The 20,281-nt window shown below is 73.2% G+C and carries 20 protein-coding genes; 16 read left to right on the top strand and 4 right to left on the bottom strand.

Annotation, left to right across the window (positions count from 1 at the left end; translation table 11 throughout):
* Positions 1 to 98 precede the first annotated feature (98 nt).
* Genes CLT75_RS10950 through CLT75_RS10930 form a run of 5 tightly spaced genes read left to right on the top strand, consistent with a single transcriptional unit; the run spans position 99 to position 6,208 of the window.
* Positions 99 to 1,016, top strand: a complete 918-nt coding sequence (locus CLT75_RS10950) for a cytochrome P450 (protein WP_135240702.1) — start codon at positions 99 to 101, stop codon at positions 1,014 to 1,016.
* Complete coding sequence (locus CLT75_RS10945; protein WP_135240701.1) at positions 1,013 to 2,305, top strand: activator-dependent family glycosyltransferase; 1,293 nt, start codon at positions 1,013 to 1,015, stop codon at positions 2,303 to 2,305. Before CLT75_RS10950 ends, CLT75_RS10945 begins: the two co-directional genes overlap by 4 nt.
* Complete coding sequence (locus CLT75_RS10940) at positions 2,302 to 3,600, top strand: activator-dependent family glycosyltransferase (RefSeq protein ID WP_135240700.1); 1,299 nt, start codon at positions 2,302 to 2,304, stop codon at positions 3,598 to 3,600. Before CLT75_RS10945 ends, CLT75_RS10940 begins: the two co-directional genes overlap by 4 nt.
* A complete protein-coding gene (locus CLT75_RS10935) occupies positions 3,600 to 4,901 on the top strand; it encodes an activator-dependent family glycosyltransferase (protein ID WP_135240699.1) in 1,302 nt (433 codons plus the stop codon). The genes CLT75_RS10940 and CLT75_RS10935 overlap by 1 nt, the downstream gene beginning before the upstream one ends.
* The gene (locus CLT75_RS10930; RefSeq protein ID WP_135240698.1) at positions 4,898 to 6,208 is read left to right on the top strand and encodes an activator-dependent family glycosyltransferase; all 1,311 of its coding nucleotides are present in this window, start codon (positions 4,898 to 4,900) and stop codon (positions 6,206 to 6,208) included. The genes CLT75_RS10935 and CLT75_RS10930 overlap by 4 nt, the downstream gene beginning before the upstream one ends.
* Here the strand turns inward: CLT75_RS10930 and CLT75_RS10925 are convergent.
* Positions 6,195 to 6,932, bottom strand: coding sequence for a class I SAM-dependent methyltransferase (locus CLT75_RS10925; RefSeq protein ID WP_135240697.1), 738 nt, complete (start codon positions 6,930 to 6,932; stop codon positions 6,195 to 6,197). The genes CLT75_RS10930 and CLT75_RS10925 overlap by 14 nt on opposite strands.
* Positions 6,933 to 7,045: 113 nt before the next feature.
* Here CLT75_RS10925 and CLT75_RS10920 point away from each other — a divergent pair, with 113 nt between their 5' ends.
* Positions 7,046 to 7,477, top strand: a complete 432-nt coding sequence (locus tag CLT75_RS10920; RefSeq protein ID WP_318334522.1) for a nuclear transport factor 2 family protein — start codon at positions 7,046 to 7,048, stop codon at positions 7,475 to 7,477.
* Positions 7,478 to 7,512: 35 nt separating this feature from the next.
* Positions 7,513 to 8,262: an SDR family NAD(P)-dependent oxidoreductase gene (locus CLT75_RS10915; RefSeq protein ID WP_209310306.1), complete on the top strand. Its 750-nt coding sequence runs from the start codon at positions 7,513 to 7,515 to the stop codon at positions 8,260 to 8,262.
* Positions 8,263 to 8,321: 59 nt separating this feature from the next.
* Here the strand turns inward: CLT75_RS10915 and CLT75_RS10910 are convergent, their stop codons facing one another.
* Complete coding sequence (locus tag CLT75_RS10910; RefSeq protein ID WP_135240696.1) at positions 8,322 to 9,260, bottom strand: aromatase/cyclase; 939 nt, start codon at positions 9,258 to 9,260, stop codon at positions 8,322 to 8,324.
* Positions 9,261 to 9,270: 10 nt separating this feature from the next.
* Positions 9,271 to 10,056, bottom strand: coding sequence for a 3-oxoacyl-ACP reductase FabG (gene fabG / locus CLT75_RS10905; protein ID WP_209310305.1), 786 nt, complete (start codon positions 10,054 to 10,056; stop codon positions 9,271 to 9,273).
* 169 nt (positions 10,057 to 10,225) lie between these two features.
* Here fabG and CLT75_RS10900 point away from each other — a divergent pair, with 169 nt between their 5' ends.
* The 5 genes from CLT75_RS10900 to CLT75_RS10880 are packed head-to-tail and all read left to right on the top strand — an operon-like array spanning position 10,226 to position 14,245.
* Entirely contained in the window at positions 10,226 to 10,531 is a 306-nt protein-coding gene (locus CLT75_RS10900) for an antibiotic biosynthesis monooxygenase family protein (protein ID WP_135240694.1), read from the top strand.
* Positions 10,528 to 11,796 (top strand): beta-ketoacyl-[acyl-carrier-protein] synthase family protein, encoded by a 1,269-nt coding sequence (locus tag CLT75_RS10895; RefSeq protein ID WP_135240693.1) that lies wholly within the window; start codon positions 10,528 to 10,530, stop codon positions 11,794 to 11,796. The genes CLT75_RS10900 and CLT75_RS10895 overlap by 4 nt, the downstream gene beginning before the upstream one ends.
* A complete protein-coding gene (locus CLT75_RS10890; protein WP_135240692.1) occupies positions 11,793 to 13,001 on the top strand; it encodes a ketosynthase chain-length factor in 1,209 nt (402 codons plus the stop codon). Before CLT75_RS10895 ends, CLT75_RS10890 begins: the two co-directional genes overlap by 4 nt.
* A gap of 24 nt (positions 13,002 to 13,025) precedes the next feature.
* Positions 13,026 to 13,280, top strand: a complete 255-nt coding sequence (locus tag CLT75_RS10885) for an acyl carrier protein (RefSeq protein ID WP_135240691.1) — start codon at positions 13,026 to 13,028, stop codon at positions 13,278 to 13,280.
* A complete protein-coding gene (locus CLT75_RS10880; RefSeq protein ID WP_135240690.1) occupies positions 13,277 to 14,245 on the top strand; it encodes an acyltransferase domain-containing protein in 969 nt (322 codons plus the stop codon). The genes CLT75_RS10885 and CLT75_RS10880 overlap by 4 nt, the downstream gene beginning before the upstream one ends.
* Here the strand turns inward: CLT75_RS10880 and CLT75_RS10875 are convergent.
* A complete protein-coding gene (locus tag CLT75_RS10875) occupies positions 14,224 to 15,078 on the bottom strand; it encodes a class I SAM-dependent methyltransferase (RefSeq protein WP_135240689.1) in 855 nt (284 codons plus the stop codon). The two genes, CLT75_RS10880 and CLT75_RS10875, sit on opposite strands and share 22 nt — an antisense overlap.
* Positions 15,079 to 15,272: 194 nt before the next feature.
* On the opposite strand from CLT75_RS10875, the gene CLT75_RS10870 reads away from it, so the two are divergent.
* The 4 genes from CLT75_RS10870 to CLT75_RS10855 are packed head-to-tail and all read left to right on the top strand — an operon-like array spanning position 15,273 to position 20,265.
* Complete coding sequence (locus CLT75_RS10870) at positions 15,273 to 15,710, top strand: SnoaL/DnrD family polyketide biosynthesis methyl ester cyclase (RefSeq protein ID WP_135240688.1); 438 nt, start codon at positions 15,273 to 15,275, stop codon at positions 15,708 to 15,710.
* A 48-nt stretch (positions 15,711 to 15,758) separates the two neighbouring features.
* A complete protein-coding gene (locus tag CLT75_RS10865; protein WP_135240687.1) occupies positions 15,759 to 16,835 on the top strand; it encodes a methyltransferase in 1,077 nt (358 codons plus the stop codon).
* Positions 16,835 to 18,985 carry a P450-derived glycosyltransferase activator gene (locus CLT75_RS10860; protein WP_135240686.1) on the top strand — a complete coding sequence of 717 codons (2,151 nt, stop codon included), beginning with the start codon at positions 16,835 to 16,837 and terminating at the stop codon, positions 18,983 to 18,985. The genes CLT75_RS10865 and CLT75_RS10860 overlap by 1 nt, the downstream gene beginning before the upstream one ends.
* 11 nt (positions 18,986 to 18,996) lie before the next feature.
* Positions 18,997 to 20,265 (top strand): activator-dependent family glycosyltransferase, encoded by a 1,269-nt coding sequence (locus CLT75_RS10855; protein ID WP_135240685.1) that lies wholly within the window; start codon positions 18,997 to 18,999, stop codon positions 20,263 to 20,265.
* Positions 20,266 to 20,281: the final 16 nt, after the last annotated feature.

Raw genomic sequence — 20,281 nt, 5'->3', positions numbered from 1 at the left:
CGTGCGCCGAGGCATTACGGGGATTCGGTGACGTGACCGGGGCGGTCGACCGGATACGGCGCTCGGGGGCCGTCGTGGCGGCTCGCGGCGGTGGCTGGGTGTCCGCGCGGCACGACGTCGTCGTCGCGGCGCTTGCTCATCCGCTGCTCGAGCCGCCCCACGCCGGACGACCGTACGCGCCGCAGCGCCCCCTGCCGCTGCCCGCGGCCCTGCTGCACGCGGAGCCACCCTCCGGTGTCGACTCGGCGGAGCTCGCCGGCTCCGTCGCGGCGGCTGTCGTGGCCGAGCTGCCCACCGAGGTGGACCTGGTGCCCGCGCTCGCGGCACGGCTGCCGGCCGCGCTGCTCTCGGACGTGCTCGCGGTGCCCGAGGCGGAACTGCGTCTCCCGGCCGACGCCACCGGCCCGCTCGCCGACGCGGTGCTCTGCGCGCAGACGCTCGCCGCCACCACCGCGATGCTGGACTCCGTCGCCGAGCTGGACCGGCGGCTGGACGATCCGGGCCGGCTGCTCGTCGCCACCCTCGGGGCGACCCTCTCGTCGACGCTACTCGGCAACGCCCTGAACCGGGTGCTGGACCACCCCGCCGAGTGGGACCGGTTCGGCGAATGCCCCGGGCACGCCGCCCACGTCGTCGCCGAGACGCTGCGTCTCGATCCGCCCGTGGACGCGTATCCGCTGGTCGCCGGCGCGGACCTGGAACTCGCCGGACAGACCGTCCGGGCCGGGGAGCAGATCGTCCTGCTGCTGGCCGGCGCCGGCCGGGATCCGGACCGGTACGAGCGGCCGGAGGAGTTCCGGCCGCACTCCGGGGCTGTCGCCCCCGTGCCGGGAGCCCCGTTCGCGCGTCTGCTGCCGATGGCCCGCGCCGTCTCCGTGGCCGCGCTCACCGCCCTGACCGGCCGGTTCGCCCGGGCGGAGCGGACCGGGAACGCGGTGCGCGCCTACCGGGCGCCGGTGACCCGGCGTCTACTGAGCCTGCCGGCCCGCCTGGTCAGCCGGGAGGAGGTCTCGTGAGGGTCCTGTTCACCACGCTGGCACACCGTACGCACTTCTACCCGTTGGTGCCGCTGGCCTGGGCGTTCCGCGCCGCCGGGCACGAGGTCCGGATCGCCAGCGAGCCCGCTCTGACCGACGACATCACCCGTACCGGCCTGACCGCCGTACCGATCGAGGCGCCGGAGTGGAGCGTCACCGACCCGCGCGACCTCGCCCTGCTCCGCGAGTTCCACGAGGAGGGCTTCGTCTTCGTCCGCGACTTCGACTTCGCCGGCGCCGACCCGGCCCGGTGGACGTGGCCGAACCTGCTCGCCCTCCAGCACGTCATGGTGCCGTCGCACGACGCGGTGATGAACAACGACGGGATGCTGGACCAGCTCACCGCCTTCGCCCGGCACTGGCGTCCGGACCTGGTCGTCTGGGAGACGTACACGATCGGCGGAGGCGTCGTGGCCCGGGCGGTCGGCGCCGCGCACGCCCGCTTCGTCGCCGGGCCCGACGTGACCATGCGGGTACGCCGCGAGTTCCGTCGGCTGCGCGACGAGCAGCACCCGGCACACCGGGAGGACCCGGCCGCGGAGTGGCTGGCGTGGAGCCTGGATCGGCTCGGCGCCGACGGCCACTTCACCGAGGATCTGCTGACCGGCCAGTGGACGATCGACTCCACCGCGCCGAGCGTCCGGCTGCACCCGGGACACCGGACCGTCGGCGTCCGGTACGTGGCGCACAACGGGCCGGCGGTCGTGCCCGGCTGGCTGCGTGAGCCGCCCGCCCGGCCCCGGGTCTGCCTCACCTTCGGCGTCTCCGAGTGGGTCGCCGACTTCCTCCGCGGCGAGGTGCTCACCGATCTGCTGGCCGCGCTCGCCGACCTGGACGTCGAGGTGGTGGCCACGGTCACCGACGCGCAGCGCGCCACCGTCACCGACGTGCCCGCCAACGCCCGCCTGATCGACTTCGTGCCGCTCAACGACCTGCTCCCGACCTGCGCCGTGGTGGTCCACCACGGCGGGATCGGCACCAAGGCCAACGCCGAGCTGCACGGCATCCCGCAGGTCATCCTCGGCTTCGGCATGGACACCGAGGTGATGGGCGCCGGGCTGGAACGGCTCGGCACCGGGCTGACCATGCCGATGGCCGAACTGACCGGGGCGGCGCTGCGCGAGCGCGTGGTGCGGCTGCTGACCGAGCCGTCGTTCCGGACGGCCGCCGGGCGGCTGCGCGACGAGATGCTCGCCCAGCCCGCGCCGAACGACCTCGTTCCCGTGCTGGAACGGCTCACCGAGGAGAACCGGGGGCGGTACCGATGAGAGTCCTGTTCACCACGTTCGCCGCCAAGGCGCACCTCTACACGCAGGTGCCGCTGGCCTGGGCGCTGCACACCGCCGGCCACGAGGTATGCGTCGCCAGCCAGCCGGACCTCACCGCCGACATCGTCGGGGCGGGACTCACCGCGGCGCCTGTGGGCGAGGTGTTCGACCTGGAGGGCGGGATGCGCGAGCTCGACGGCATCCTCGGCGACGTGATGTCCGGCCGGATGACGCCCGCCGACGTCGGGCTGGACATGTCGGAGGACCGGCCGGAGCGGCTCACGCGGGAGTACGTGCTGCACGTCTTCAGCGCGATGACCGCCGTGACGTTCCAGGAGCACGCGCAGCGGGCGATGCTCGACGACCTGGTCTCGTTCGGCCGGCACTGGCGGCCGGATCTGGTGCTCTGGGATCCGCTCACGTTCGCCGGCCCGGTCGTGGCCCGGGCCTGCGGCGCCGCGCACGCCCGGATCCTGTTCGGCCCCGATCTGGTCGGCCGGATGCGGGCCACCTTCAACCGGCTCGGCGAGCAGCAGCCGCCCGAGCTGCGCGACGATCCGCTGGGCGAGTGGCTGGGCTGGACCCTCAGCCGGTACGGCGCCGGCGACTTCACCGAGGACATGGTGCTCGGCCACTGGACCGTCGATCCGCTGCCGGCCTCGCTGCGCCTGGACGTCGACGCCCACTACGTGCCGATGCGTTACGTGCCCTACAACGGTCCGGCCGTGATCCCGGAATGGCTGCGGGAACCGCCGAAACGTCCCCGGGTCTGCCTGACGCTCGGCGCCTCGTTCCGGGAGACCGCCCTCGGCGATCAGACGTCGCCGGTGGAGCTGCTGACCGCGCTTGCCGGACTGGACGTCGAGGTGGTGGCGACGCTCGACGAGCACCAGCTCGATCCCGAGACGCCGCTGCCCCCGAACGTCCGGGTGGTCGACTTCGTGCCGCTGAACGCCCTGCTGCCCAGTTGCGCGGCGGTGGTGCACCACAGCGGATCCGGCACCTACGCGACCGCGCTGGCGCACGGCGTGCCGCAGCTCATCGTGCCGAACCTGATGTGGGACAGCATGGCCAAGGCACGCGCCGTCGAGGCGGCCGGCGCCGGCCTCTACCTCCGTGACCCGGGCCGGGTCACGGCAGGGGACCTGCGTGACCACGTCGAGCGCCTGCTGAGCGAGCCGTCGTTCGCCGCCGGCGCGGCCCGGCTGCGTACCGAGATGCGCGGCATGCCCACCCCGAACGCCCTCGTCGGGGCCCTGGAGAACCTGACCGAGGAACACCGCGGGAGCCGATGATGCGTGTCCTGTTCACCACGTTCGCCGCCAAGACCCACATGTTCGCCCAGGTACCGCTGGCGTGGGCGCTGCACAACGCCGGCCACGAGGTCTACCTGGCCAGCCAGCCGGACCTCTGCGACCTGATCACCACCACCGGGCTGACCGCCGTGCCGGTGGGTGCCCCGCTCAACCTCGAGGAACAGATCGAGGTGGTCAACGACAACGTCGGCGACGACGCCAACCGCACGCAGGACGAGGCCGAGGTGGGTCTCGACATGAGCGAGGAGGACCCGGCCGAGCTGACCTGGGACCACACGCTCAAGGTCTTCACCGCGATGACCTCGATGGTGTTCCAGAACGAGTGCCCGGAGTCGATGATGGACGACCTGGTCGCGCTGGCCCGGGACTGGCAGCCGGACCTGGTGGTTTGGGACACCATGACCTTCGCCGGCGCGGTGGCGGCCCGGGCGAGCGGCGCCGCGCACGCCCGGCTGCTGTACGGCCTGGACATCGTCGGCAACATGCGGGCCGCGTTCACCGGTCACCTGGCCCGGCGGCCGCCGGCGCTGCGCGACGATCCGATGGCCGAGTGGCTGGGCTTCAGCCTGGAGCGTTACGGCTGCGACGGTTTCGCCGAGGACATGGTCGTCGGGGACTTCACCATCGACCAGTTCCCGCCGTCGCTGCGATTTCCGCTCGGCCTGCACACCGTTCCGGTGCGGTACGTGCCGTACAACGGCCGCGCGGTGGCGCCGGGCTGGCTGCACGAGCGGAGCCGGCCGAAGCGGGTCTGCGTCACGCTGGGACTGTCGCACCGCGACGAGCGCGGCGGCGACCGGGCCGCCATCGGCGATCTGCTGGCCGCGTTCGCCGATCTCGACGTCGAGGTGGTCGCCACGCTGAACGCCGCGCAGACCCGTGCGCTGTCCGCGGTGCCGGACAACGTGCGGATCGTCGACTTCGTGCCGCTGGACGTGTTGCTGCCGACCTGCGACGCGGTCGTGCACCACGGCGGCTCCGGCACGCTGACCACGGCGATGCGTCACGGCGTGCCGCAGCTCATCGTCCCGCACATGGTCTGGGACTCGATCAACACGGCGCGCCGCCTGGAGGCCCGCGGCGCGGGCCTGTACGTCCGGGACATCGACCGGCTCTCCGGCGGTGAACTGCCGGCCGCCCTGAGCCGCCTGCTCGGCGAGCCGTCCTTCGCGGCCGAGGCGGACCGGCTGCGCCGGGAGATCGCCGGTACGCCCAGCCCCAACCACATCGTGCCCGTGCTGGAGGAACTCGCCGGCGAGTACCGGAGGTCGTCCCGATGAGAGTCCTGTTCACCACGTTCGCCGCCAAGGTGCACATGTACTCCCAGGTGCCGCTGGCCTGGGCGCTGCACACCGCCGGCCACGAGGTCCGGATCGCCAGCCAGCCCGACCTCGCCGACGACATCACCCACACCGGCCTCACCGCGGTGCCGGTGGGGCCGGCGCTCAACCTCGAGGAGGGGATGCGGCAGACCGAGGAGGGCCTCGCCGCGGAGGAGCCGCCGGAGGCCGAGGACGACGGCGGCGGCCTGGACCTCACCGAGACCCGCGCCGAGCTGCTCACCCCGGACTACCTGCTCGGCACGTTCACGGCGATGACCGCCGTGGTGTTCCAGAACCAGTGCCCCGACCCGATGGTCGACGACCTGGTGCGGTTCGCCCGGGACTGGCGGCCCGACCTCGTGGTCTGGGACACCATGACGTTCGCCGGGCCGGTGGCCGCCCGTGCCGTCGGGGCGGCGCACTGCCGGCTGCTGTTCGGCCTGGATCACGTCGCGCGGATGCGGGAGCTGTTCACCGAGCACCTCGGCCGGCTGCCGCGGGAGCGGCGCGACGACCCGCTGGGGGAGTGGCTGGACCGCCTGCTCGACCGGTACGGGATCACCGGCGGCTTCGCCGAGGAGATGGTGCTGGGTCAGTGGACCGTCGACCCGACCCCGGCCTGGATGCGGTTCCCGTCCCGGCTGCCGTACGTGCCGATGCGCTACGTCCCCTACAACGGGCCGTCGCGTGTCCCGGAGTGGCTGCGGGAACGGCCCAAGCGTCGCCGGGTGTGTCTGTCGCTGGGGCTGTCGCACCGCGAGGTGCAGGGTGGGGACGAGGTGTCCATCCGCGACCTGCTGGAGGCGCTCGCCGATCTGGACGTGGAGGTAGTCGCGACGCTCGACACCCGGCAGCTGGCGTCGATGCCCACGCTGCCGGCGAACGTGCGGGCGGTCGACTTCGTACCGCTCAACGCGCTGTTGCCGACCTGCTCCGCGCTGATCAGTCACGGGGGCTCGGGGACCATGTCGACCGCGCTGGCACGCGGGGTGCCCCAGCTGGTCGTCCCCTCCAAGATCTGGGACTCGGCGGACAAGGCGCGCCGGCTCGCCGAGCAGGGGGCCGGCATCTGCCTCACCGAGGTCACCGCGAGCGCGGTCCGGGAGAGCGTGGTCGCGCTGCTGGAGCAGCCGTCGTACGCCGAGAACGCCGCCCGGCTGCGCCGTGAGGCGGTCGCCACGCCCAGCCCGGTCGAGGTGGTGCCGCTGCTCGAACGGCTCACCGCCGAGCACCGGCGCCACCGTCCGGCCGTCAGGCCCTCTTGACGCCGACGAACAGCCCCCGTCCGGTCGGGACGATGGCGTCCCGGCCGGACGGGTCCGGCGGCCGGAACTCGGCGGCGCAGCCGGCGTCCTCGATGGCGCCCAGGTACTCGTCGAGCGTGAACAACGCGAGCCGGTCGACCTCGGTGAACTGGGTGATGCCGGCCGCCGAGGCGACGATGTAGCGGACCTCCAGCCGGGTCACGCCGGACTCGTTCGTGGACCGGGAGACCCGCGCGATCGTCCGGTCACCGTCGCGCACCACCTCGCCGGAGACGTAGCCGTCGATGAACTTCTCGGGGAACCACCAGGGTTCGATCACCAGCACCCCGCCGGGCACCAGGTGCGCGGCCATGCAGCGGACCGTCGCGCGCATCCCCGCCAGCGTGCCGGCGTACGAGATCGCGGTGAACATGCAGGTCACCGCGTCGAACCGGGCGGGCAGCCGGAAGTCGCGCATGTCGCCGGCGTGCAGTGGCACCCCGGGCAGCCGGCGCTCGGCGACCGCACGCATCGCCTCGGCGTACTCCAGGCCCTCGGTCCGGCCGAACAGCTTCGCGAAACCGGCGAGATGGGCCCCGGTGCCGCAGGCGACGTCGAGCAGCGAGTCCGCCGCCGGGAACCGGTCCCGGATCAGCTCGGCGATGAACAGTGCCTCCGCGTTCCAGTCCTTGCCGCGGCTGCGATAGACGGCCTCGTACACGTCGGCCAGCTCGGCTCCGTACATGCTGGGCCTCCCTTCCCCGACCCGATCCTGGCCACCCGTGCTCGAGCGGGCCTGGACGATCCGTCGAAGCACCCGGGTGAGGCTGGAGGCCCGACCGGACGAAGGAGAACGACGTGACGACCGCAGCCGGCATCGACGCCACCCTCTACGCCGAGGTGCAGAGCTTCTACGCCCACCACATGCAGCTGCTGGACGCGGGTGACGCGGCCGGGTGGGCGGAGACGTTCACCGAGGACGGGACGTTCCTGCCCCCGTCGCTGCCCGAGCCGGTCCGTGGCCGGGCGGCACTGACCGCCGGGGTCCGGCGCTCCGCGGCGGAACTCGCCGGCAAGGGCGAGGTGCACCGGCACTGTGTGCTGATGCCGGCGGTGACCGTCCGGAGCGACGGTGCCCTCACGGTCCGCAGCTACACGCAGATCATCGCGACGCGGCGGGACGAGCAGCCGCGCCTGCACCTGATGTGCGTCTGCGAGGACGTGCTGGTCAGGGAGAACGGCGTGTTGAAGGTCCGGGAACGGCGGGTCACCCGGGACGACCGTCCGTAGAGCCTGCCTTGAGTCGGCGACCTTACGTTCAGGCCATGACGACATCACAAGCGGTGATTATCACCGGAGGTGGCAGCGGGATAGGCCGGGCGGCCGCGCGGACCTTCGCCGACCGGGGCGCCCGGGTCCTCGTGGTGGGCCGGTCGCCGGAGCCGCTGGCGGAGACGGCCACGGGGTATCCGAACATCACCACTCTCGTGGCCGACATCACCGGTCCAGACGCCGGGAAGATCGTGGTGGACCGGGCCCTGCTCGAGTTCGGGGCGGTGGACGTCCTGATCAACAACGCGGCGGTGGGCGTCTTCGGCGCTCTGTCCGACCTCGATCCGGAGGCCGTCCGGGTCCAGTTCGAGACGAACGTGCTGGCGCCCGTCCTGCTGACCCAGTGCGCCCTCACCGCGCTGACCGAGTCCGGTGGGACGATCGTGAACGTCGGTTCGGCGATGGCCCTCGGGCTGCGCGCGGCACCGCAGAACGCGGTGTACGCCGCGACCAAGGCGGCGCTGGACTCGCTCACCCGCTCCTGGGCGGTGGAGCTGGCGTCGCGGGCCATCCGGGTGGTCGGCATCGCTCCGGGCGTGGTGAACACCGGCGTCGGTGTGCGCGCCGGCATGTCCGCGGCCGAGTACGAGGGCTTCCTCCAGCACATCGCGGTCCGGGTGCCGGTGGGCCGGGTGGGCCGGCCGGAGGAGGTCGCGGACTGGATCCACCGGCTCGCCCAGCCGGACGCCGCGTACCTCAACGGCACGGTGCTCACCGTGGACGGCGCCCTCTCGGTCACCTGACCCGCGACGCCGCGTCGCGCATCCGGGCGGGCGGCCCCGGCCCGGGGCCGCCCGCCCGGTCAGCGCGCCCGGGCGAACCGTGCCTCGGCGTACTCCTTCGCGCGCTGCAGCGTCGCACGGCTGTTGCCGCCGAGCGCCTGCCGTACCCGCTGCCGGGCCTGCGCCATCGTGGCGTCCGCGCCGAGCAGCTCCGGCACCGCCTCGGGACGGATCACCACGGTGTGGGTGGAGGTCACCATGAGCGCCCCGCCCGCCTCGCGCAGCGACCACCGGCCGGTGTGCAGCGACAGCAGCGGCGGGGTGCGCAACTGCTTGTAGACGATGAGCTCGTCGGGGACGCAGACCCGGACCGATGTGGTCCGGTGCGTGTTCCCGTCCGCGGTACGGGTGTCCATGTCGAGCAGTTGCAGGCCGGGCGTCTCCTCCCGGAGGTCGACCCTCGCGACGTGCGGCAGGCGCTGCGGCCACCGGTCCGCCTCGTTGAGGAACCCGTAGACGTCGGCCAGGTCGCCCCGCACGGTCACCGTGTCGTCGAACGAGTACAGATCCTCGGCGTCGTCGCGCTCCGCGGCCGCTCGCAGCGCCGCCAGTTCGGCGTCGCTGTTGCCGTCCACCGCGCGGCGGATCCAGTCCACGGCGTCCGGATCGTCACCGAGGGCGTCGAAGTCGTGCAGCAGACGCACCTCGGTGGAGCCGCCGCCGGCCGGGGTGAAGATCCACTCGCCGCCCATCGCGGCCACCGGCGCCTGCGACACCTCCTGCCGGAACGCGATCCGCAGGCCCTCCCGGTCGACCCGCCGGCGGGAGAGCCACGTCTTGGGCTGCCCGTTCGCGGTGGCCCAGATGCGGATCCGCTCCCCGTCGGCCAGGCGTTCGACCTGCTCGGCGTGCACAGTGGGCGGGAAGACGTGCGGCCAGCGGCGGACGTCGGCGACCAGGTCGAAGACGGCGTGCGGCGGCGCGGCCACGGTGATCCGGTGCTCCATGTGATGTGCCATCGGTCCCCCTTCAGAAGTTGCCCAGGCCGCCGCAGACGTTTATCGCCTGCGCGGTCACCGGCGCCGCCGCCGGCGACACGAGGTAACCCACCAGACCGGCCACCTCGGCCGGGGTGCTGTACCGGCCGAGCGGGATCTTCGCCTCGAAGCGCTCCCGGACCGCGTCCGTCGTGGTCTCCCAGAAGTCGGCGTATCCCTGGCGGATCCGTTCGGCCATCGGGGTCTCCACGTACCCGGGGCAGACCGCGTTCACGGTGATCCCGGTCTTTGCCAGCTCCAGCCCGAGCGCCTTGGTGAAGCCGACCACGCCGTGCTTGGACGCGCTGTACGGTGCGCCGTACACCACGCCCTGCTTGCCGGCCGTCGACGCCACGTTGATCACCCGGCCGCTGCCGCGCGCCAGCATGCCGCCCTCGGTCAGCACCTCCCGGGTCATCCGGAAGACGCTCGTGAGGTTCGTCGCCAGCACGTCCGACCAGAGTTCGTCGGTGATGCGCGCGGTGACCCCGCCACCGCTGCGTCCGGCGTTGTTGACCAGCACGTCCACCGGCCCGAACCGGTCGACCGCGGCGGCCACGAACGCCCGGACCTGGTCCGGCTCGGTCACGTCCGCGGCCTGTCCGTCGACCTCCAGGGACTCCTCCCGCAGCCGCTTGACCGTCAGCGACACCCGTGCGGCGTCCCGGGCACAGACGAACACGCGCATGCCCTGCCGCGCGAGCAGTTCCGTGATCGCCAGCCCGATGCCGCTGGTGGCGCCCGTGACCAGGGCGATCCGATCGTCGTTTCCCGTCACTTCGCGAACCCCTCTCCTCGCTGTGGGGACTCCGACGGTGTCAGTGGCGGCTCGAGACGTGCTCGACAGCCGGCGGGTCAGCCGTTTGTTGAGTGGGTTGCGAGATCGGTCCGACAGCCTCAGAGCAGATTCGACCGTGATGGTCAAGCGTTTGCGCGAGGAGATTGACATGGACGGTCCGGTGGTTTTCGTCAACAGGTTCACCGTGCACGGCACACCGGAGGAGTTCGAGAAGACCTTCGCCGAGACCAGCGCGTACTTCGGCGAGCAGCCCGGTTTTCTCGGCCACACGCTGCTGCGCCACACCGAGGATCCCGGCAGCTACGTCAACGTCGCGCACTGGCGGGACGCGGTGTCGTTCCGGCGGGCCGTGTCCCGGCCGGAGTTCACGCCGCACCAGGCCGCCCTGCGCGCGCTGAGCACCGGCGAGCCGAACCTGTACACGTGCCGCCAGAGCCGCACGGTGACGCCGTGACCCGGCGTGTCGTGATCACCGGCATGGGCGTGGTGGCACCCGGGTCGACCGGCGTCAAGGCGTTCCGCGAGCAACTGCTCGCCGGGCGCACCGCGACCCGCGCCATCTCGCTGTTCGACGCCGCCGGCTACCGGTCCCGGATCGCCGCCGAGTGCGACTTCGACCCGCGCCAGGAGGGCCTGAGCCAGGCGGACGCACACCGGCTGGACCGGGCGGCGCAGTTCGCCGTGGTGGCCACCCGTGAGGCGCTGGCCGACAGCGGACTGGAGATCACCGAGAGCAACGCCCACCGCGTCGGGGTCAGCATGGGCAGCGCGGTCGGCTGTACCGAGAAGCTGGAACAGCAGTACGTGGCGATGAGCGACGCCGGGCGCAGGTGGCTGGTGGACCACCGCCGTGCCAGCCCGTACCTCTACGACTACTTCGTGCCCAGCTCGCTGGCCGCCGAGACGTGCCGGGTCGCCGGGGCGGAGGGCCCGGCCACGACGGTCTCGGCCGGGTGCACCTCGGGCCTGGACGCCATCGGGTACGCCTGCGAGCTGATCCGGGAGGGCACCGTCGACGCGATGGTCACCGGCGGCACCGAGGCGCCCATCACTCCCATCACCGTCGCCTGTTTCGACGCGATCCGGGCCACCTCCCCGCGCAACGACGACCCGGAGCACGCCTCGCGTCCGTTCGACCGCACCCGCAACGGTTTCGTGCTGGGGGAGGGCGCGGCGACGCTGGTGGTCGAGGAGATGGAGTCGGCGATGCGCCGGCGTGCGCACATCTACGCCGAGATCACGGGTTTCGCCTCGCGCAGCAACGCCTACCACATGACGGGGCTGCGGCCGGACGGCCGGGAACTCGCGGCGGCCGTCACCGCCGCCCTCGACGAGGGGCGCACCGCACCCCGGGAGGTGGACTACGTCAGCGCGCACGGCACGGCGACCCGGCAGAACGACATCCACGAGACCGCGGCGTTCAAGCACAGCCTGGGCCCGCACGCGTACGCCACGCCGATCAGCTCGATCAAGTCGATGATCGGGCACTCGCTCGGCGCGATCGGGTCGATCGAGGTGGTGGCGAGCGCGCTGGCGATCGAGCACGGGTTCGTGCCCCCGACGGCGAACCTGCACGACCCCGACCCGGAGCTGGACCTGGACTACGTCCCGCTGGTGGCCCGGCAGCAGCCGGTCCGCACGGTGCTGACGGTGGGCAGCGGGTTCGGCGGGTTCCAGAGCGCGATGGTGCTGCGCCGGGTTCCGGGCGGGGCCGCATGACGGCCGTGGTGGTGACCGGCGTCGGCGTGCTGTCGCCGCACGGGCTCGGACGGGACGCGCACTGGCGGTCGGCGCTGGCCGGGGACAACGGCATCGACGAGATCACCCGGTTCGAGGCGGACGGCTATCCCGGCCGGCTGGCCGGGGAGGTGCCCGGGTTCGACCCCGCCGCGCACGTGCCCGGACGGCTGCTGCCGCAGACCGACGTGATGACCCGGTACAGTCTCGCCGCGGCCCGGTGGGCGCTCGACGACGCCGGCCTGGACACCACGGCGCTGTCCCCGCTCGACCTCGGCGTGGTGACGGCCGGCTCGGCCGGCGGCTTCGAGTTCGGCCAGCGGGAGCTGGAGAAGCTGTGGGGACGGGGACGCCGGTTCGTCAGCACCTACATGTCGTTCGCCTGGTTCTACGCGGTCAACACCGGCCAGCTGGCGATCCGGCACGACATGCGCGGACCGGTCGGTGTGTTCGTCACCGACGACGCGGGCGGGCTCGACGCGATCGCGCACGCCCGTCGCAAGATCCGCAAGGGCAGCCGCGCGGTGCTGACCGGCGCGGTGGACTCGTCACTGTGCCCGTACGGGCTGGCCGCACACCTGGCGTCCGGCCGCCTCGCCACCGGGAACCGGCCGGACCGGGCCTACCTGCCGTTCGACCGGGCGGCCGGCGGCTATGTACCCGGCGAGGGCGGCGCGCTGCTGGTGCTGGAGTCCGCGACGGACGCGGCCGGTCGCGGCGCGCCCCGGTACGGCGAGATCGCCGGCTACGGCGCCTCGTTCGACCCCGCCCCCGGCACCGGCCGCCCGTCCAACCTGCGCCGCGCGATGGACACGGCACTGGCCGACGCGGGGGTCCGGCCGGACGAGGTGGCGATGGTGATGGCCGACGGCGCCGGTACGCCGGACGAGGACGCCGCTGAGGCCCGGGCGATCGAGGAGGTCTTCGGCCCGCGTGGGGTGCCGGTCACCGCGCCCAAGGCCCGCACCGGCCGGCTCGCCGCCGGAGCCGCGCCGCTGGACGTGGTCACGGCCCTCATCGCGCTGCGGGAGGGGCAGGTGCCCCCGACCGCGCCGGCGATCGACGTTCCGGACCACTACGCGCTGGACCTGGTGACCGGCGCGCCCCGGCCGGTGCGGGGCCGGGCGGCCCTCGTGCTGGCGCGCGGCGCCGGCGGCTTCAACAGCGCCCTGGTGGTCCGGCGCTAGTGACCAGGAGAGAGAGGCAGGGACATGGCTGAGCTGACGGTGCCGGAGCTGATGCGGGTGATGCGGGAGTGCGCCGGTGAGGACGAGTCGGTCACCTTCGCCGACGATGTCGGTGGCGCGGACTTCGCGGACCTGGGATACGACTCGCTCGCCGTACTCGAGGTGACCAGCCGCCTGTCGCACGACTACGGGGTGACGCTGCCGGAGGAGGGGGTGGCCGAGCTGCGGACCCCGGACGAGATGGTGCGCTTCGTCAACGCGCGCCTGGCGTCCGGATGAGTCCCGGGACCGCCTTCCTGCTCCCAGGCCAGGGAGCACAGCACGAACGGATGGCCGCCGGTCTCTACCCGGCCGAGCCGGTCTTCGCCGCGGCGATGGACGAGGTGCTCGAACTCTTCGCCGAGCCGTGCCTGCGCCACGACTGGCTCACCGCCGTGCCGCGTACGCCGATCGACGACGTCGCCCGGGCCCAGCCGCTGCTGTTCGCGGTCGACTACGCCCTGGCTCGGCTGGTGCTGAGCTGGGGCGTGCGGCCCGGCGCGTTGCTCGGGCACAGCCTGGGCGAACTGGTGGGAGCCGTGCTCGCCGGCGTCTTTCAGCTACCGGATGCGGTGCGGCTGGTGCGGGACCGGGTACGGCGGGCACGGGACGCCCCGGCCGGGGGCATGCTGGCGGTGGCCGCCGCGCCCGAGCGGGTACACCCGTTCCTCATCGGTGACGTGGTGGTCGGCGCGTACAACGCGCCGCGCCAGGTGGTGCTGGCCGGCCCGCAGCCGGCTCTCGGCGAGGTGGCGGCGGCACTGCGCGCCGCCGGTCTGAGGTGTCACCCGGTGCCGTCGCGGACGCCGTTCCACTCGCCGGCGCTGGCCGCCGCGAACGCCGGCGCCGAGGAGGTGGTCGCCGGGCTGCCGGTGGCGCCACCCCGCGTGCCGCTCTACTCCGGATACACGGGCGAGCCGCTCGGTGCGGCGGCCACCGATCCCGCCTACTGGGCGGGCCACCCGGTGGAGCCGGTCCGGTTCTGGCCGGCGCTGGACCGGCTGCTGGGCGACGGCGCGCGGGTGGTGGTGGAGACCGGCCCGGGGCAGACGCTCGCGCAGATCGCCCGTCGCCATCCGGCGGTCCGGGCCGGTCGCGCCCGGGTGGTGTCGCTGCTGCCGGCCCGCCCCGCGGGCGCGGAGGCGGACCGGCGTGCCGTGGCGGCGGCCCGGACGGCGCTGGGTCAGCGTTCCGCGATCACGTAGCGGACCGGGACGTCCATCCGGACCGGGCCGTCGCCGTCGCGCAGCGCGTCCAGCGCGGGGATCAGCCGGTCGCGCAGGGCGGCGGCCTCGGCCGGCGGAAGATGCTGCCAGAGCAGCCGCATGCCCTGGGTGTGCGACCAGTCGACCCACGCGGCGCCGCTCTCCGCGACGAGGCGTACCGGCTCGTCGACCACCTCGGTGGTGCGGAAACCGGCGGCGCGCATCGTCGAGCGGAGGTCCTCCGGGTCCTGCAGCCAGCTGTTGAACCGGCGGCGCAGCGCGTCCGGCTGCCACTGCTCCGGCAGCCGGCGCAACAATTCCCGGTCGATGAGCGGAGTGAACATCGGCGGCAGGAAAGGAAATGTGTCGGTAGTGAAGACCGGGCTTGTGAATGCCATTTTCCCGCCGCTGGGCAACAGTCGGGAATAGCGCGCCATGGCCCGCGGCGCGTCCGGGATGAAAATGACGCTGTAGCTGCCCAGGACCAGGTCGAAGGAGGCATCCGGGAAATCCGGGTGCTCGCCGTCCATCTCGCGTACCTCGACGTGCCGCAGCCCGACCCGCGCGGCCTCGGCGCGGGTGTGCCCGACCATCGCCGGCGCGATGTCGATGCCGACCACCCGGCCCTGGGCGCCGACCCGCTCGGCGGCCGGGAACAGGCTCGCGCCACGGCCGCATCCGACGTCGAGAACGCGCTGGCCAGGCCGGGGATCGGCGCGTTCGACGAGCCGCGCGCCCATCGGTGTGAAGAACTCGACGCCGAGCCGGTCGTAGCTCGCCGCCGCCCGGTCGAACGCGGCGGCGACTGTCGTCTTGTACGCGGTGTCGTCCACTGATCCTCCTGGTTGTGCGGCACTGTCCCCGCGCAGCCAACCGCGCCGGTCTGGAGGCTCACTAAAGGGCCGTTCGAGCGGCGCTGCAATTTGGCTATGGAATTGCCCGAGCCGCCCGGAAGCGCCTTGCCGCTGCGCTCCGGACGCTCAATAATTTGATTACTCAATTCATCGGCAGCCCGTTGGGAGTAACTGTGAGCGCACAGATCGAAGTCGTCAAGCGAATGGTGAACGCGTACAACACCGGCAAGACCGACGACGCCGCGGAATTCATCCACCCCGAGTACCTCAACCCGGGCGCCATGGAGCACTTCAACGACCTGCTCGGCCCCGAGGCGTTCGTGCTGGCCGTCAAGTGGCTGAAGATGACCTTCTCCGAGGAGGCGTACCTGGAGGAGATCGGCTACGAGGAGAACCGCAACTGGGTCCGCGCCCGCCTGGTGCTGTACGGGCGGCAGATCGGCGACCTGGTCAGCATGCCGGCGACCGGCCGCAGGTTCTCCGGCGAGCAGATCCACCTGATCCGGATCGTCGACGGCAAGATCCGGGACCACCGGGACTGGCCGGACTACATCGGCACCTACCGGCAGCTCGCCGAGCCGTGGCCGGCCGGCGACGGATGGCGCCCGTGAGCGGCGGCCCGCGTCCTTCCCCCACCGAGATCCGGAGGAGCTGGGCTCATGCCCGACGTTGACACGGCCGTGCCCGCGGCCACCGCCCGGCCGTCCATGAACGAGCTGGACACGTTGCTGCGGCTGGGCGGCCTGCACACCCCGATGGCGGTCCGGGTGGCCGCCACGCTTCGGCTCGTCGACCACATCGCCGCCGGGGCGCGCACCCCGGCGGCGCTCGCCCGGGCGGCCGGCGCCGATCCCAACGCGTTGCTGCGGATCATCCGGCACCTCGTGGCGGTGGGCGTGTTCACCGAGACGCCGGACGGCACGATCGAGCCGACCGCCGTCGGCCGCCTGCTGGCCGAGGACCACCCGGCCCAGCAACGGGCCTGGTTCGACCTCACCAACGCCGTCTCCCGGGCCGACCTGGCGTTCTTCCGCCTGCTCGACGCGGTCCGCACCGGCCGGCCCAGCTACGAGACGGTGTACGGCAGGTCGTTCTACGACGACCTGACCGCCCAGCCGGAGCTGGCCGAGTCGTTCGACGAGCTGATGGCCTGTGACCAGGACGTCGTCTACGACGAGCCGGCCGCCGCGTACGACTGGAGCGGCGTGAAGCACGTGATGGACGTGGGCGGCGGCGTCGGCGGCTTCCTCGCCGCGATCGCCCGGACCGCGCCGCACGTCACCGGCACCCTCGTCGAGCTGCCGCTGCCGGCGGCCCGGGCCCGGGCGAACTTCGAGGCGGCCGGTCTCGCCGGCCGGCTGGACGCCGTGGCCGGTGACTTCTTCCAGCCGCTGCCCACCGGCGCGGACGTGATCGCGCTGTCCTTCGTGCTGCTCAACTGGTCCGACGAGGACGCCCGCCGGATCCTGCTGCGGTGCACCGAGGCGCTGGAGCCGGGCGGCCGGATCCTCGTGCTGGAGCGGGACGACCTGCCCGAGGACGCCTCCAACGAGCAGTTCACCCTGCTCGACCTGCGGATGCTGGTGTTTCTCGGCGGCCGTCTGCGTACCCGGGACGAGTGGTCCACCTTCGCCGCCTCGGCCGGGCTGGTGGTCGAGTCGGCGCGCAAGGTGGCGTCCCCGTCCGTCCCGTTCGACCTGTCCCTGCTCACTCTCGCCCCCGATGGAGCAACCTGATGACAGAACGAGTGGCAACCGCCGGAGACGTGCGGATCTGGAGCCAGGACTTCGGTGACCCCGCCGACCCGGCCCTTCTGCTGATCATGGGCGGCAACCTGTCCGCGTACGGCTGGCCGGACGAGTTCGTCGAGACGCTGGCGGCCGGCGGCCTGCACGTCATCCGGTACGACCACCGCGACACCGGGCGGTCGACGCGGCGCGACTACGGCGAGCACCCGTACACCTATGACGACCTGGCCGCGGACGCGGTCGCCGTGCTCGACGCATGGGACGTCGAGGCGGCGCACGTCCTCGGCCTGTCCATGGGCGCTTCGCTGGCCCAGGTGATGGCGCTGAACCACCCGGGCCGGGTGCGCAGCCTCACGCTGATGCTGGGCGGCGCCCTCGACGTCGACTTCGACGCCGGGATCGAGGCCGCGTTCCGGGGCGAGTCGACAGTCGACGGCCTGCCCGTGCCCACCCAGCGCTTCCTCGACATGCTCGCCCACGTCCAGCAGCCCGCCACCGATCGGGAGAGCATGCTGGCCAAACAGGTCGGCAAGTGGCGGCTGCTCAACGGCGACGGCGTGCCGTTCGACGAGGCCGAGTACCGCACCTGGGAGAAGCGTGCCATGGAGCACGCCGGGACGTGGGAGGAGCCGATCGCCCACTACCTGGTCGGCCTGCCGCCCCGCAGCCGTGGCGCCGAGCTGCGCGGTCTCGACGTGCCGACCCTGGTGATCCAGGCGCCGAACGACCCGGCCGCGCCACCGCCGCACGGGCGGCACCTGGCCGACCTGATCCCGCGCGCCCGGCTCGTGGAGATCAAGGGCATGGGGCACGCGCTGCCGAGCGCCGTGCACCGGCCGCTGGCCGACGCCGTCCTGGCGCACCTGCGGCCCGAGGTGGCCCGGCCGGAGGCGCCCACCGCGCAGGTCAGCGCCGGCGACCTGGGCCGGCACCTGCTCACCATCCGGGGCTTCCAGTTCATCTACGGCACCCGGGGCGACCCGTACGCCCTGCTGCTGCGCGCCGAGGCGCAGGATCCGGCGTCCGTCGACGCCCGGTTGCGGGAGCAGGGCGCCCTGCACCGCAGCGAGGCCGGCGCGCTGGTCACGGGGCAGCACGAGACGGCCCGGCGGATCCTCGCCGACGCGCGGTTGCAGCCGCGGCACCGCGGCGGCCCGGCCGCGCAGGAACACCTGTTCCAGGACGTCTGGGACAACCCGAAGCTGTGCCACGTCCTGCCGCTGGACGACGCGTTCCTCAACGCCGGCCGCGCCGACTACGACCGCTGGGGACGGCTGTTCGCGCCGGTGCTCGGTGCGCCGGGCGTGGAGGAGCACCGCAAGGCGGCGGCGGATCTGGTCGCCGGCCGCCGGGCCGGCCTGCCGGCCGAGTTCGACCTGGTCGACGACGTCGTCCGGCCGGCGGCCACGGACCTGGTGGCGGACCTGCTGGCCGTGCCGCCGCAGCAGCGGGAGCGGTTCGCGGCGCTCGTGCGCGACGCCGGTGTCGCGCTCGACGCCGGTCTCTGCCCGCCGCGGTACCCGGACGCCCGCGCCGTGCTCGCCGCGGTCCGCGAGCTGCGTGACCTGCTCGCCGGGCCGGACACGTTCGGCCCGCTACGGCCGGACGCGCCGGACGCCGACGTGTTCGCCGTGGCGGTGCTCCTGGCGGTGGCCGGCGTCGAGGTGGCGACCACCCTCGCCGCGAACACGGTGGAAGCGTTGCTCGACCACCCCGAGCAGTGGCAGCGGGTCTGCTCCGAGCCGGAGCTGGCCGCCGCGGCGGTCGCCGAGACGATGCGCTACTCGCCGCCGATACGGCTGGAGAACCGCATCGCGGAGGAGGAGGTCGAGTACGCCGGGACCGAGGTACCGGCGGACGGCCAGGTGGTGGTGGCCATCGGCGCGGCCAACCGGGATCCGGCCGTCTTCACCGAGCCGGACCGGTTCGACCTGTCCCGCGAGCCCGGCCCGGTCCTCGATCCGGCCGAGGGGGGCTACGCCGGTCTGGTGCTGCCGCTGGCCCGGGTGCAGGCGGAGGCCGCGGTGCGGTCGCTCGCCGAATCCGGAATCGGGATCACGTACCGGGAACGGGTGGTGCGCCGGCTGCGCTCGCCCGTGGTCCGCGGTGTGCTCCGGTTCCCGGTGACCGGGTCCTGAGGGCGGCGGCGATGCGGATTCTCCTGACGTCCTTCGCGATGGACGCGCACTTCAACGGCGCCGTGCCACTGGCCTGGGCGCTGCGCGCGGCCGGGCACGAGGTGCGGGTGGCCAGCCAGCCGGCGCTCACCGAGAGCATCGTGCGGGCCGGGCTGACCGCCGTGCCGGTCGGTGACGACCACAAGATGGAGCAGGTGGCCCGGCACGTCGGCGCCGGGATGTACGCCCACCACTCGGCTCCGGACTTCCTGGAGCACCGGCCGGAACACCTCGACGCCGAGTTCATGATCGCCTCGAACTCGCTGCTGACCGCCACGTACTACGCCCAGATCAACAACGACTCGATGGTCGACGAGCTGGTCGCGTACGCCCGGCACTGGCAGCCGGACCTGGTGATCTGGGAGCTGTTCACCTTCGCCGGCGCGGTCGCCGCCCGGGCCAGCGGCGCGGCCAGCGCCCGCATCCTGTCCTTCCCGGACACGTTCTACGGCGTCCGCGCGGCGATGCTCGGCCGCCTGGCCGAGCTGCCGGAAGAGCAGCGGGACGACTCGCTGGCCGAGTGGCTGTCGCTGGTGCTCGACCGGCACGGCTGCCGGTTCGACGAGGAGATCGTCACCGGGCACTGGACGATCGACCAGATGCCGCCGGGCGTACGCCTGGAGCTGGGCCTGCCCACCGTGCCGATGCGCTACGTCGCGTACAACGGTCCCACGCCGGCCGTGGTGCCGGACTGGCTGCGCGCCGATCCGGAGCGGCCGCGAGTCTGCTTCACCCTCGGCGAGACGATCCGGCAGACGTCGTTCCCGAACGCCGTCCGGGTGGCCGACCTGTTCGCGGCCATCGAGGACCTGGACATCGAGGCGGTGGCGCTGCTCAGCGAGGAGGAACTCGCGGACGTGCCGGCGGTGCCGGCGAACACCCGGGTGGTCGACCGGGTGCCGCTGCACGCGTTGATGCCCAGCTGTGCGGCGATCGTGCACCACGGCGGCGCCGGCACCTGGGCGACCGCCGCGGCGTACGGGGTGCCGCAGGTCGCCATGGGCTGGATGTGGGACGCGATCTACCGGGCCCAGCGGCTGGAGGCGTTCGGCGCCGGCCGGTTCCTGCCGTCGTTCGAGTTGAGCCCGGCCCGGCTGCGCGCGGATCTCGTGCGGATCCTGGACGAGCCCTCCTTCGCCGAGAGCGCGGGCGCGCTGAGCCGGACCATGGCGGAGACGCCGAGCCCGGTCGAGGTCGTGCCGGAGTTGGAGCGCCTCACCGCCCGGCACCGGACGCGATAGGCGCCCGGCACGTGTG

It is taken from the genome of Micromonospora sp. CNZ285 (assembly GCF_004637285.1).
The sequence above is the reverse complement of the archived record's forward strand: the minus strand, read 5'-3'. Positions and strand labels throughout refer to the sequence as shown.

Coding starts and splice junctions, on each gene's coding strand:
- CLT75_RS10925 (WP_135240697.1), bottom strand. CDS start 6,932: ATGTACGGAGCCGAGCTGGCCGACGTGTACGAGGCCGTCTATCGCAGC.
- CLT75_RS10930 (WP_135240698.1), top strand. CDS start 4,898: ATGAGAGTCCTGTTCACCACGTTCGCCGCCAAGGTGCACATGTACTCC.
- CLT75_RS10910 (WP_135240696.1), bottom strand. CDS start 9,260: ATGGCACATCACATGGAGCACCGGATCACCGTGGCCGCGCCGCCGCAC.
- CLT75_RS10915 (WP_209310306.1), top strand. CDS start 7,513: ATGACGACATCACAAGCGGTGATTATCACCGGAGGTGGCAGCGGGATA.
- CLT75_RS10935 (WP_135240699.1), top strand. CDS start 3,600: ATGCGTGTCCTGTTCACCACGTTCGCCGCCAAGACCCACATGTTCGCC.
- CLT75_RS10855 (WP_135240685.1), top strand. CDS start 18,997: ATGCGGATTCTCCTGACGTCCTTCGCGATGGACGCGCACTTCAACGGC.
- CLT75_RS10880 (WP_135240690.1), top strand. CDS start 13,277: ATGAGTCCCGGGACCGCCTTCCTGCTCCCAGGCCAGGGAGCACAGCAC.
- CLT75_RS10885 (WP_135240691.1), top strand. CDS start 13,026: ATGGCTGAGCTGACGGTGCCGGAGCTGATGCGGGTGATGCGGGAGTGC.
- CLT75_RS10860 (WP_135240686.1), top strand. CDS start 16,835: ATGACAGAACGAGTGGCAACCGCCGGAGACGTGCGGATCTGGAGCCAG.
- CLT75_RS10865 (WP_135240687.1), top strand. CDS start 15,759: ATGCCCGACGTTGACACGGCCGTGCCCGCGGCCACCGCCCGGCCGTCC.
- CLT75_RS10890 (WP_135240692.1), top strand. CDS start 11,793: ATGACGGCCGTGGTGGTGACCGGCGTCGGCGTGCTGTCGCCGCACGGG.
- CLT75_RS10940 (WP_135240700.1), top strand. CDS start 2,302: ATGAGAGTCCTGTTCACCACGTTCGCCGCCAAGGCGCACCTCTACACG.
- CLT75_RS10900 (WP_135240694.1), top strand. CDS start 10,226: ATGGACGGTCCGGTGGTTTTCGTCAACAGGTTCACCGTGCACGGCACA.